Source organism: Bacillus sp. NEB1478, from assembly GCF_031582965.1.
Classification (GTDB): Bacteria; Bacillota; Bacilli; order Bacillales; family Fictibacillaceae; genus Fictibacillus.
In genome coordinates this window covers 997,479-1,009,210 of sequence record NZ_CP134049.1, presented here as the reverse complement: position 1 = coordinate 1,009,210, position 11,732 = coordinate 997,479, and the positions used below count along the sequence as shown (strand labels likewise).

The following is an 11,732-nucleotide window of genomic DNA, read 5'->3' as shown; positions in this document are numbered from 1 at the left end:
CGTTTATTCGCGGCTTTTTGTCATTTGCTGCCATACTGTTCCTGCGGCTTCTTCGCCGCTTTGAATTCGTTCTAGTGCTATTTTTATTTGCAGAGAAACTTCAAATTCAGGGTCATCTTGTGCTGCTTTTAATGCGGGAACTGCAGATTCGTCCCCTACTTCGAAGAGAAAACGAGCAGCGCGCCAGCGGACAAGTTTATTTTTATCTGAAAGGGCATCACACATTACTGGAATAGCTTTAGCATTACCGATATCTGAGAGCGCATCCCCCGCCGTTCGTCTAACCGAAACATTTTTATCTGATAAGGCTAAGTATAGAAGCGGAAGCACCGCTTCTTCCTCAATCATCCCTAAATAAACAACTGCAAGTCTTCTAATTGAAGGCTTTTCGTCTTTTAGAGCTTGTTTTAGAATCATAATATCTTCTATAGCAGGATTCATACGTTCCAATGCGGCATATCGTGTTTGCCAGTCACTGTCCTGCAGTTTTTCAGCTACTTCCGATTTTGAAACTTGTTCCTCATCTTCAACTGTCTGGTTTTTATTAAAAGCCTGTTCGACTAATTGGTCCAGTCTTTCTTGCGGAAAAACAGCTGCTAGTTCTTCTGCTACTTCATTCCCAACTTGCTCAAAAGTGCCATAGCGAACACCTTGCTCTTCCCATTGCCGCTCCATCACTAAGTTATCAGAAGCTTCTTGTGCTTTTAATGCTGCTTTCGTAAATCTTTCAGGCAGCCCCACTCGTCTTTCTTCTTTTTCTGTCTTTAATTTAATTTGCATAGGAAGTCCTCTGAACATTTGGATAAGAACCATGATCTCAGTGATTTCATCCTCTTTTTCGGTAACTGTATCAGCATCTGAGTGTTCTTCTTCCTGACCAAAAACCTTTCTGACACCAGCTAAAACATCTTCCCATTTTGATCTTGGATTTCGATCGAGCGCTATAAAGTCAGCAACATGGTAGATGCTTTTTACACCTTCTATCTTTAACATTTCACGTATGAATTCAGGAGCACCTTTTGCATTATCTTTTGTATAGTTATAGCGTTCAGTTCCAGGCAATGTTTCATCGAGATTAATCTTCATTGAATTGGGGCTTGGCGTCGGTTCAATTCCTGTGATTTTCATTCACCTTCACTCCTTTACAATGTATTGGTTCACATTTATCTTCTGTAAAAAGGCAACGATTTGGTCCTTTTCTTGATCCGTAAATTTATATTCACAATCTACACCTTCATCGTGAGCAATGATTTCTTGCATTTCTCCATCTTTATCGAACACGATAAGGGCACTCGGTTCACTAATTCCTTCAGGAAGGATTTCGATATTCGTTATATCAAAAGAAAGGTATACGTTATACCACGGGCCAACTTGTGCAATGTCATAGTGATTAAACTCCAGCTGTCCTTCAAAATAATTCATAAATCCATATTGATACATAGTTTTCCTCCAAAAAGCTTCATATACCCTATTATAAGGAACGTTTATTAAAATCTCAAAAAAGCAGATTTAATGGAGTGGTTATAGATTTTGGGATGAAGTTGCGGCATTGTCGAATTTTGGTGGTTCGTGGTTATATCTAGCATTTGTGTGGGATTAAAGTCAATATTTCTGGGTTTCATGATTAAAAGTCTGGGTAAATCAGAAAAAGTCTGGATATTTCAACCAAATATGTAGGATAAGGTGTTTAAACCTTCCTGTCTTACTTAAAAGACAGGAAGGAAAACCGTCATTTAGCGTAATTCTCTTAAAATGGCCCGAACCGGACTTCCATCCGCTTCTTTTAATGCTAGAGGGAGCGCAATAAGTTCATACTCTCCTTCAGCTACATCATCGAGAACCAATCCTTCTAAAATGTGAATGTGATGTTCATGAAGAGTGTGATGCGCATCTAGTTCTTTACTGTCCAAGTGATCAACAGACGGCATGTCTACACCGAGCAGTCCCACACCGCAGTCTTTTAGAAAAGGCACAATCTCAGGCATGACAGGTACTATTTTCTCTGGAAATGTGGTTCGGTCACTCCAGCAGTTTGTTTTAAAAAGGACACGCTTTGTACCTGTCTTTAGTTTTTCTTTTATGCTGTTTAACGTGATTTCCTGTTCCCCAGAAACGTCGATCACGATTGCAGGACCTGAATATAGTTCAATCGGAAGATCGAATACGCGTTTGCCATCACCATCAAAATGAAAAGGCGCATCGATATGTGTTCCGGTATGTGTGCTCATTTCAAGCTTCCCTACGTTAACTGATCCCGATTGTTCTTTTGTCCACGCGAGTTCGAACGAAAATGGGGTGTCTCCTGGCCACCCAGGAACACCGTTATAGAGCGGCATCGAAATATCAATGAATCTCATTTTTTCTCCACCCCTTAAGCGATTACTTCTCGCTTATTTTCATATTTTTCGTATTCTTTGTTTTTCATAATCTTGTTCAAAATTTGAACAGCATTATACACATCATTAAAAGAATTATAAAGTGCAACTGGTGCCAATCGAATGATATTGGGCGCGCGGAAATCCGGTACAATTCCATTCTCTTTTAAAGCTTTACAAATCCGGGCAGCATCACTGTGCATCAAAGCGACATGGCCTCCTCTTCTCTCATCGTCCAGTGGATTGACGATTTGAAATTCCCCCTTTATTTCTTGATTAATCAAATCCATCAACATTCGTGTAAGATTTAATGATTTGGTACGGATTTTTTCTATCGCTGCCTCTTCAAAAAGGGAAAGCGATCCGATTAATGGAGCAGTGCTTAACAGATGGGGAGTGCCGATTTGGAAACCTCCCGCTGACTCTTCTCCGTCAAATGTATGATCCATATCAAACTGCGACTCTTTTTTGCTTCCGAACCATCCAGATAGACCTGCTGTTTTTGTAAAATGATTTTGATTTACATAAAGACCGCCAACTCCGCCTGGACCTGCATTTACATATTTGTAATTGCACCAAAATGCAAAATCCACACCCCATTTGCTTAATTCGTGGGGGATTGCACCTATTGAATGACAGAGGTCGAATCCGATTGGAATATTTCGTTTATGCGCCTCTTTTGTCAAACGCTCAATATCCAAGAGCTGACCGCTCCGATAAAGAACAGAAGGAAGCAAAATCAAAGCTACATCATCAGTCATAGCTGCAATGATATCGTCTTCTTCTAATGTCAATCCATTTTGGCTCTTTACTTGAATCAGCTCAGTTTCAGGATTTAATCCCTTTAATTTAAGCTGGCTTTGCAGTGCATAAATATCTGAAGGAAATGTGAGTTCATCTGCTAAAATTTTTGTCTTCCCTGGCTTTGGTTCAAAAAAAGTAGCAGCAAGCTGATGCAAGTTTACTGTAGTGGAACCTGTTACGATTACTTCGTTTGCATTTGCTCCTACTAGTACTGACAGCTTTTCTGCAAGCTGTTCGCTGAGTGTAAACCATGGATATTTTCCGCCCATCCACCCATCGATTCCTTGTTCTTTCCAATCATTCAATACATCTATTACCGATTGCTCGGCTCTTTTCGAAAGTAGACCTAAAGAATTTCCATCTAAGTAAATGGTATTAGTTTTCAAATGAAACTCTTCTTTAAAAGCAGCAAGCGGGTCATTCTGATCTAAAAGACTTAACGTTTCTCGCGTTATTTCGATCATTTTTATCATCCTCCGAGCCTTTCGTCTTGTAATCGTTTTCATTTCCGTGTAATTTGTCGTATACTTTCCCTGTCTTTTTCCATTATGATAGTGAGAAGGGGGTGTTGCCAGTGAAACGCCTATGGTGGTTAACCGGCATTGTTTCTGTTTTCGTATTCACCATCGCACTTTTATATTTGTATCATAACTCAGAAAGACAAACGGTTGAAGAAAAAACGGAACTCGTACAAGAAAATAAAGAAGTTAAACAAATAACTTCACCAAAACCAGCGGCTGAAAACCCGAAGCCTGTAGAAAAAACAACCAGTATTACTCTTGCTGCGGTTGGAGACATATTAATACATGACACAGTTTACAATAAAGCAAGACAATCAACTGGAAAGTATGATTTTAATTCTAACTTTGGTCCTGTAAAATCTTTTCTCTCACAGCCAAATATAACAATGGCCAATCAAGAGACAATGATTGGCGGAACAGAATTAGGGCTGTCTTCTTATCCATCTTTTAATTCCCCGCATGAAGTTGGAAACGCTTTAAAAGACAATGGTGTTGATCTTGTTACGTTGGCCAACAATCATACACTGGACCGTGGAGAAAAAGTTATATTAAGTGCATTAAATTATTGGAATGAAATTGGCGTTATGTATACGGGGGCTTTTTCCTCTGATGAAGATCGGGCAAATATCCGATTCATGAAAAAGAACGATATTACCGTATCTTTTTTGAGTTATACATACGGTACTAACGGGATACCTATACCTAGCGGAAAAGAACATCTCGTTAATTTAATCGATACAGAAAAAATCAAAAAAGAGATTGGTGAAGCAAAGAAAATCTCGGATATCGCTGTAGTTTCTCTTCATTTTGGAAATGAATATGAAAGAATGCCGAACGATTTTCAAAAGGAGATCGTAAAAGTAGTGACAGAAGCTGGCGGAGACATTATTATCGGCCACCATCCTCACGTTCTTCAACCGGTAAAATGGGAAACGGCAAGTGATGGTTCAAAGACTTTTGTTATTTATTCGCTAGGGAATTTCCTGTCTGGACAGCGACGTGATTATAAAGATATTGGCGGTATGGTTCAGCTTACGATTACAAAACATATAAAAGGTGAAGAAACAGCCTTGGCATTAACTGAACCAAAATTTCTGCCAACTTATGTAGACCGTTCCTTTATCATTCATCCGATGAAAGACCTTCCGGATATGAAGAGCAAATATGAAGAAATTAAAGCTCATATGAATCAATGGGTACCTGAGCTGAATTTTTTTGAGTAAAGAAGAGCTGACTCCTTTTATGCAGGCTGCATTAGGAGTCAGCTCGTTTTTTGTATGGCGGGCATATTTCTCGTATGGCGCGCGTATTTTCCGTTTGGCACGCGTTCCGTAGTCATAAATGCCGTTGAAAGGGCTTCAAAAACAATTTTGTTTAGCAATAGAGCAAAAAAAGGGCTTCCCAAGTACTTTTATCCCTAAACAGCCAGTTTTTTATTTCACCGTTGCTATGCCTAACGACAAGCTTATACCTTACCAGCTTTTATTATTTCCCTTTAGAACGCGGGCTTTGCGTGTCTCTTTTCGGTATTTCATCTGCAAAAGTTTCATTAGAAAACTCAACATTTGTCATGCTTTCAGTAGGTGTTTGGTTGTTTCTTTTAGCTGCATCTACGGCATGTTTTCTTTTAGCCATTTACAATCCCTCCTTACCATTAGGATGTGTAATTTTTTCTAAAAAAATAGGCTGGTTTCAACTCACTAATTTTAACAAATTGATGCTTCACCCTTTATTATTTTCCCGCTTTTATCATCTACATAGTAAGTACCGCTCTCACAATTTTCTTTATTGTCCCATTTTATCTGATACTCACCATTTTCATGATTAACTGATATGATTTTTATCTTACCTATATTATTGTAGTGATGTTTAACTACAATAGCTCTCGCCTGCTCTTCTGATATTTTCGATTTGGAAAGGTCACAGCCGCTTGCTGCAAAAATCAGTAATAAAATCAGGACAATTTTATTCATTTCATCCCTCCTCATTACTTTGACGCCAAGGATTTGAATAAAGTTTCAAATCACATTTTAAATGAGCTAAAACAAAACGCCGCTTCATCAGCTTAGCTGTTGAAACGGCACACGTTTTTTTATAAAACCATTGCTGCTATAAATCCAAAAACAATTAGAGGTATGTTGTAATGCAGAAAAGTTGGAACACATGTATCCCAAATATGATTGTGCTGGTTATCAACATTCAATCCTGATGTTGGCCCAAGCGTTGAATCTGATGCGGGAGAACCTGCATCACCAAGTGCCGCTGCCGTTCCTATTACTGCGATTGTTGCCATGGCACTTAACCCAAGTTCAGCTGATAAGGGAACAAAGATTGTCGTGATTATTGGAATCGTAGAAAAAGAAGAACCGATTCCCATCGTAACAAGCAACCCAATTACTAGCATTAATAGTACTCCGAGAGCAGTTGAGTTACCGATAAAAGCAGCACTGTTTTCTACTAATGACTTCACGTCACCTGTTTTGCGCATAACAGCTGCAAAACCTGCTGCAGAAATCATAACAAACCCAATAAACGACATCATCTTCATACCTTCAGTTAAGACATGATCAGATGAAGAGAGCTTTAAAGATCCGCTAAAATAAAGAACGATAATCCCTGAAAGAGCTCCGAAGATCATGGAGTCTGTTTGCAGCTGAACAATAAGTGTTGCAGCAATCCCTAAAACAGCTACGATGATGGATCGTTTTGTATAAGTTGCTTTTTGTATATTTGGTGTCCCGATTGTTTGATTTTCATATTTTCTCGGTTTTCGGTATGAGATGAATATGGCAATCAATAAACCAACAATCATTCCCATAGACGGTATAGTCATTGCTGAAGGAATTTGATCCAATTTTACGGATAAACCGCTATCTTTCATATTAGTTTGAAGAATTTCGTGAAAAATACTTCCGAAGCCAACCGGAAACCACATGTAAGGTGTGATTAAACCAAACGTAATAACTGTGGCGACAAGACGTCTATCAATTTCCAGTTCATTTAATACGGTCAATAGCGGTGGAATAAAAATAGGTATAATAGCAATATGAACCGGTATTAAGTTTTGTGAGAAACTAGATATCATTAAAATGACTAATAAGATCAATACTTTCGATAATGATTTCTTTCTAGCTTCTCCTTCTTTTCCTACAAGCAGAATAGCTTTACTAACCATTAATTCCGGAAGTCCAGTTCGTGATAATGCTACTGCAAAACTTCCTAATAAGGCATAGCTTAACGCAATTACTGCATTTGAACCTAATCCTTCTGTAAATACTTCAATCGTTTCTGTTAACCCCATACCTGCAACTAAACCACCTGTTACAGATCCTACGAGCAAGGCAATCACGACATGTATACGTAAAAGGCTTAGTACTAGCATAACGGCAACCGCTAATACTACGGCATTCATTTTGTTTCCCCCTCAAAATCTTTAACGCTTTATTTCGCTAAATCACTAATTTGTTAAACCTTTAACAAATTACCATGTAACATTATGAGTGTCAAGCAACCTATTTGAATAAATCCAATGGAATACGCCTTCATAATAGATATTTCGGGATGATCTTACTAACGATAATGTTAAATGTAAATGAGGGGAGCCCTAATCCTACCAACGAGAGGCTTAATTCTCTAAAAGCTCCTCCAGTCAACAAAAAAAGATGATCCGAATCATCGGATCACCTCCCCAAGCATTTCAATCTATTCTGCTTTAAAGTTTCTGACAAAGTTTGTTAGCGTGCGCACCATCACACCAGTTGCTCCCCTTGGACCCAATTCAGAGCCTCTGGAGCTATAAGCTGTGCCGGCGATATCTAAATGAACCCACGGTGTTTTTTCAGCGAATTCACCAACGAAAAGACCGCCAGTAATAGCATGGCCAAGTCTGCCCGTTGAGTTGTTAAGATCGGCTACATCACTTGACTTGAGCATGTCTTTATAAGGCTGAAAGCTAGGGAGCAGCCATAAGAGCTCTGCTTCCTCTTCGGCGGACTGCTTCACCTTGTCATAAAAGCCTCCGTCATTTGTCAGTGCACCAGTTGTACAATCACCAAGTGCAACTAATACACCGCCTGTTAATGTGGCTACATCAACGATAAATTCGGCTCCTTGTTCTTTTGCATAGGTAATCGCATCTGCTAAAATAAGACGCCCCTCTGCATCCGTATTTCTCACTTCAATCGTTTTACCGCTTAATGAAGTGATTACATCTCCAGGTTTCATCGCAGCTCCGTTAATTAAGTTTTCAGATGAAGGGATCACAAACAATAAGTTTACTTCCGGCTTAAGACGGCCGACTGCTTCCATTGCTCCTAATACAGCAGCACTGCCGCCCATATCACTTTTCATTTCATGCATGTTTGCCGCAGGCTTGATCGAATAACCACCCGCATCGAATGTTAATCCTTTTCCAACTAAAGCAACAACCGAATCCCAAGTTTCTCTACCTTGGTATTTTACCGTTATCATTTTTGGAGGTTGATCAGATCCTTGACTCACTGCAAGAATGGCTCCCATTCCGAGTCTTTCCATGTCTTCTTTTTCAAGAATCTCGTATTCCATTCCATATTCGAGAGCAGTATCAATGGCTTCGGCTGCAAGATCTGTTGGGGTCAACAGATTCCCTGGAACATTTACAAGATCACGAGCAAAATTAATGCCCTTCGCATAGGCAAAGCCACTTGTTAATCCAGCTTCAGCTTCACTTTTTTCTGTATAAACCGTTACTTGTTCTATCTTTTTATCAGGTTCATTTGATTTCTTTTTATAATTTTCGAATTGATAGACAGCTGTACCTGCTGCTTCACTGAATGCATGAGCCACTTTTTCGGTAGAAAGATGATCGGTCAAGAATGTATCGAATAAGACCGAGAAATGTGTTTTCTTCTCTTTAGAAATTTCCTGAACGGCTCTTCCGAATGTATTTCGGATTTTTTCGTAAGTCAAGTCTTCCCGTTTGCCTAAACCGGCAAAATAAATTCGCTTTGTTCCAATTTTATTAAATGTATTCAGCTTTTTAATGCTTTTAGGTTTGTTTGAAATATCCCCATCTTTAATAAGCTCCAGTAAATTTCCTTGCAAACCTTGATCTATGTCAGCTAATACTCCTGAAAATTTTGGTTCTTGAAATAAACCGACCAGTAGGACTTCTTGTTGTTCTTTTGTATCCCAATGTTGTTTAATCGTAAACATAAAAGTTCCCCCTTTATTTTCCTCATCAACAATAATTATACTCTTTCTATTAGAATATTTCGAATTCAATCGCACTTATTCCTCTAAATTGATAAATAGTCTTGGCAAAGAAGGTAATTGGTGAGCTTCTGAAAAATCGACTTTATCAATATGTAATGGAATTAAAGATAAGCATTGTTCAATAAAATGAAGAACAGGTATTAGATCTAAATGCCAGTGGCGAGGCTTGTAAGGAGTTAAGTAGTTTTCGGCCACTCTCATCATTTGACGGGCACCTTTCACATTTCCATACTCGTAATGATACAAAGCAACCGTCATCTGCAGTAATCCTTTAATGAATAAGTTACTGCGATCGGTTAGCCACACTGCTTCTAACAAATCATGACCCGTATAATAATCACCATCATTAAACACAACAAAGAACTCATAATAATCTTGAGGAAAAAATTCCATGTGAGATAAACTCCCCCCCTTTTTTCATGTTACCAAAGATTGAAGCTCTTTCAAATCGGGTAACAACTAGTTAAAATAGCCATACTAAAAACCACCATAATGAGAGGAAGTCATTCATGTCTGATCTTATATTCAACTTCCCATTAATCGCTGCATTATTGGGCGTTTTCACCGCACAATTTATAAAAATACCTATTCATTATATTCAAACTAAAAAAATGAGATGGGAACTTTTTTTCAGTACAGGAGGAATGCCCAGCTCACATTCAGCTTCTGTAACTTCACTAGCGACAGCTGTTGGAGCTGAGCACGGGATAAACTCTACACTTTTTGCGATTGCTACGATGTTTGCTATTATCGTTATGTATGATGCTAAAGGAATTCGCTGGCATGCAGGAGAACAAGCCGCTGTATTGAATGACTTAGTAGAAGAATTCAGAAACCATGTTAGAGAGTCCGATGAATTTCAGCAAAAAAAGGTTGAAGAACAAAGAAAAGAATTAAAAGAGCTTCTTGGTCACCGTCCGAGCGAAGTCTTCTTTGGAGGATTGCTTGGTATTCTTCAAACCTTGCTCCTTTCGTGGTTATTGTTAGCTTAGGAGGTTCGATTATTGAAACTCATCTCAATCTGTCCGAGCAATACTGAACTTATACATTTTTTAGGATTAACAAACCATTTAATAGCCGTTGATGATTTTTCTGATTGGCCACATGAAATTCAGCACCTTCCAAGGCTAGGTCCAGATTTATCTATTGATATGGATAAAGTAGAATCCATGAAACCGGACTTAGTTTTAGCTTCATTGAGTGTACCTGGAATGGAGAAGAATGTTGATGAACTAAAATTACGAAACATCCCGCATGTCGTCTACAATCCACAATCATTAAAGAATATTCAGAATGATTTGTTGGATCTCGGTGAAAGAACGAAAACAATACAACAAGCAGAACATACTGTTCATTGGATGAAAAACGAAATGATTCAATACAAAAAAATAAGTCAAACTATAAAAGACCGAAAGAAGATTTATTTCGAATGGTGGCCAAAGCCGGTTTTCACACCCGGAAAAACGAATTGGTTAACTGAAATAGCAGAACTGGCAGGCTGTACGAACGTGTTTCAGGATGTTGAACTGGCAAGTCTTCAAACAACATGGGAAGATGTTGTGAGCCGCAAACCCGAAGTAATTGGAATGGTGTGGGTTGGTGTAAAAACGTCAAAAATGCGGCCTGATCACATCCAAAAACGGCCCGGATGGGATGATCTGTATAACGAAATGAATACTGAAATTATAAAGCTGGAGGAATCACTCTTTTGCCGTCCTTCTCCTCGGCTGATTTTCGGATTAAAAAGGCTTGCTGCTCTTGTTCATCCAGACCAATATCCTGCGTTTTTACCATCGGATGAAGATCGTTGGTTAACGAAGACGTGGCAGACGACAAGCCCTTCCCGTCTTCTTTAGCTTCACTGCTGCATCAAGATTTATCCTTTTGAAAGTGTAAAAAAAAGCTTCAGGATACGTACTCGTCCTGAAGCTTTTTTGCTTTTATCAATATGTAGCTTTTAAGTTATAAAAGCTGCTGTCTGAACACTTGCAATGATTTTGTGTCATTGAGCTGTTTAAGTTCTGACTCAGTAAAATGACCATCACCGCGTTCAATAATGTACACCTTTAGTGTTTTTTTGCCCCATTTTTCATATACTTCATCTACTGTATTGTAATACAGATCAATTCGATTTCCTTTAATCGCTGAGCCCGTATCTGCGACAACTCCATAACCATAATCCGGAATAAAAAGAACGGTCCCGATAGGAAAAACGGATGTGTCAGCGGCAATTGTTGAATACAGATCCCGCTTCACTTTAACGCCTGATTTCGTAATGCCGTATGCTGGATGGGATTTTAATTTTCCTGTACTTTCCTTCCCCGCTGTATAACCAGTAGCTGTTACTCTCATAGAAGGATATTTATTTTTATCAATTGTATCTTCAAGATTTTTAGGCAGTTCGATTTCTGCGGATGTCAGCTTAATGTTTTCCAGGGATGGCAGTGACTTCAAAGTATTTGAGATTGTCTTTAATGCAACATCTACCATATTGTTGTTATGGGACTGTTTATGATCTAACCAATTTGCGATATCTTCTGCTTCAACTCCAGATATAGAGCGAAACGTTGTAAAGATGGCACAAATAAATAGCATGGTGAAAGCCGTTCTTTTTGCAAACGTTCTAATTTTCAGCAAAAAATGTACACTCCTCTCCTATCTATTCCTTCCCAGAGAAGAAAACTTGTATACATTTTTTATGAAAGATGAAATTTAACAAAATCGGTAATGAAAACTTGGCTGATAGAAGAAAAGCCTTATCCGTCAGTCTTAGCTGCGC

Annotated in this window: 13 protein-coding genes; 3 read left to right on the top strand and 10 right to left on the bottom strand. The window is 38.7% G+C overall.

The features are described 5' to 3' along the window. Window positions 1-3: 3 nt before the first annotated feature. From RGB74_RS04800 to kynU, 4 genes are all read right to left on the bottom strand, one after another. A complete protein-coding gene (locus RGB74_RS04800; protein WP_310761866.1) occupies window positions 4-1,128 on the bottom strand; it encodes a conserved virulence factor C family protein in 1,125 nt (374 codons plus the stop codon). Window positions 1,129-1,134: 6 nt separating this feature from the next. Beyond that, window positions 1,135-1,440 carry a hypothetical protein gene (locus tag RGB74_RS04795; protein ID WP_310761865.1) on the bottom strand — a complete coding sequence of 102 codons (306 nt, stop codon included), beginning with the start codon at window positions 1,438-1,440 and terminating at the stop codon, window positions 1,135-1,137. A gap of 293 nt (window positions 1,441-1,733) precedes the next feature. Further along, window positions 1,734-2,357 carry an arylformamidase gene (gene kynB, locus RGB74_RS04790; protein WP_310761864.1) on the bottom strand — a complete coding sequence of 208 codons (624 nt, stop codon included), beginning with the start codon at window positions 2,355-2,357 and terminating at the stop codon, window positions 1,734-1,736. Between the two features lie 14 nt (window positions 2,358-2,371). Beyond that, window positions 2,372-3,643: a kynureninase gene (kynU, locus tag RGB74_RS04785; protein ID WP_310761863.1), complete on the bottom strand. Its 1,272-nt coding sequence runs from the start codon at window positions 3,641-3,643 to the stop codon at window positions 2,372-2,374. Between the two features lie 110 nt (window positions 3,644-3,753). Here kynU and RGB74_RS04780 point away from each other — a divergent pair, with 110 nt between their 5' ends. Continuing rightward, window positions 3,754-4,923, top strand: a complete 1,170-nt coding sequence (locus RGB74_RS04780; protein ID WP_310761862.1) for a CapA family protein — start codon at window positions 3,754-3,756, stop codon at window positions 4,921-4,923. 262 nt (window positions 4,924-5,185) lie between these two features. Here RGB74_RS04780 and RGB74_RS04775 read toward each other — a convergent pair whose 3' ends face one another. The 5 genes from RGB74_RS04775 to RGB74_RS04755 form a co-directional block, all read right to left on the bottom strand. Continuing rightward, window positions 5,186-5,335, bottom strand: coding sequence for a hypothetical protein (locus RGB74_RS04775; protein WP_310761861.1), 150 nt, complete (start codon window positions 5,333-5,335; stop codon window positions 5,186-5,188). A gap of 71 nt (window positions 5,336-5,406) precedes the next feature. Next, window positions 5,407-5,673 (bottom strand): PepSY domain-containing protein, encoded by a 267-nt coding sequence (locus tag RGB74_RS04770; RefSeq protein WP_310761860.1) that lies wholly within the window; start codon window positions 5,671-5,673, stop codon window positions 5,407-5,409. 119 nt (window positions 5,674-5,792) lie between these two features. Beyond that, window positions 5,793-7,112 carry a Na+/H+ antiporter family protein gene (locus RGB74_RS04765; RefSeq protein WP_310761859.1) on the bottom strand — a complete coding sequence of 440 codons (1,320 nt, stop codon included), beginning with the start codon at window positions 7,110-7,112 and terminating at the stop codon, window positions 5,793-5,795. Window positions 7,113-7,402: 290 nt separating this feature from the next. Continuing rightward, window positions 7,403-8,893, bottom strand: a complete 1,491-nt coding sequence (locus RGB74_RS04760) for a leucyl aminopeptidase (RefSeq protein WP_310761858.1) — start codon at window positions 8,891-8,893, stop codon at window positions 7,403-7,405. Between the two features lie 75 nt (window positions 8,894-8,968). Further along, on the bottom strand, window positions 8,969-9,346 hold the full coding sequence (locus tag RGB74_RS04755; RefSeq protein ID WP_310761857.1) for a DUF309 domain-containing protein: 378 nt from the start codon (window positions 9,344-9,346) through the stop codon (window positions 8,969-8,971). A 116-nt stretch (window positions 9,347-9,462) separates the two neighbouring features. On the opposite strand from RGB74_RS04755, the gene RGB74_RS04750 reads away from it, so the two are divergent. Then, complete coding sequence (locus RGB74_RS04750) at window positions 9,463-9,945, top strand: divergent PAP2 family protein (protein ID WP_310761856.1); 483 nt, start codon at window positions 9,463-9,465, stop codon at window positions 9,943-9,945. A gap of 12 nt (window positions 9,946-9,957) precedes the next feature. Next, window positions 9,958-10,809, top strand: coding sequence for a cobalamin-binding protein (locus RGB74_RS04745; RefSeq protein ID WP_310761855.1), 852 nt, complete (start codon window positions 9,958-9,960; stop codon window positions 10,807-10,809). A 106-nt stretch (window positions 10,810-10,915) separates the two neighbouring features. On the opposite strand, the gene RGB74_RS04740 is transcribed toward RGB74_RS04745, so the two are convergent. After that, complete coding sequence (locus RGB74_RS04740; protein ID WP_396136046.1) at window positions 10,916-11,581, bottom strand: 3D domain-containing protein; 666 nt, start codon at window positions 11,579-11,581, stop codon at window positions 10,916-10,918. Window positions 11,582-11,732 lie beyond the last annotated feature (151 nt).

Coding starts and splice junctions, on each gene's coding strand:
- RGB74_RS04800 (WP_310761866.1), bottom strand. CDS start 1,128: ATGAAAATCACAGGAATTGAACCGACGCCAAGCCCCAATTCAATGAAG.
- RGB74_RS04795 (WP_310761865.1), bottom strand. CDS start 1,440: ATGTATCAATATGGATTTATGAATTATTTTGAAGGACAGCTGGAGTTT.
- kynB (WP_310761864.1), bottom strand. CDS start 2,357: ATGAGATTCATTGATATTTCGATGCCGCTCTATAACGGTGTTCCTGGG.
- kynU (WP_310761863.1), bottom strand. CDS start 3,643: ATGATCGAAATAACGCGAGAAACGTTAAGTCTTTTAGATCAGAATGAC.
- RGB74_RS04775 (WP_310761861.1), bottom strand. CDS start 5,335: ATGGCTAAAAGAAAACATGCCGTAGATGCAGCTAAAAGAAACAACCAA.
- RGB74_RS04770 (WP_310761860.1), bottom strand. CDS start 5,673: ATGAATAAAATTGTCCTGATTTTATTACTGATTTTTGCAGCAAGCGGC.
- RGB74_RS04765 (WP_310761859.1), bottom strand. CDS start 7,112: ATGAATGCCGTAGTATTAGCGGTTGCCGTTATGCTAGTACTAAGCCTT.
- RGB74_RS04760 (WP_310761858.1), bottom strand. CDS start 8,893: ATGTTTACGATTAAACAACATTGGGATACAAAAGAACAACAAGAAGTC.
- RGB74_RS04755 (WP_310761857.1), bottom strand. CDS start 9,346: ATGGAATTTTTTCCTCAAGATTATTATGAGTTCTTTGTTGTGTTTAAT.
- RGB74_RS04750 (WP_310761856.1), top strand. CDS start 9,463: ATGTCTGATCTTATATTCAACTTCCCATTAATCGCTGCATTATTGGGC.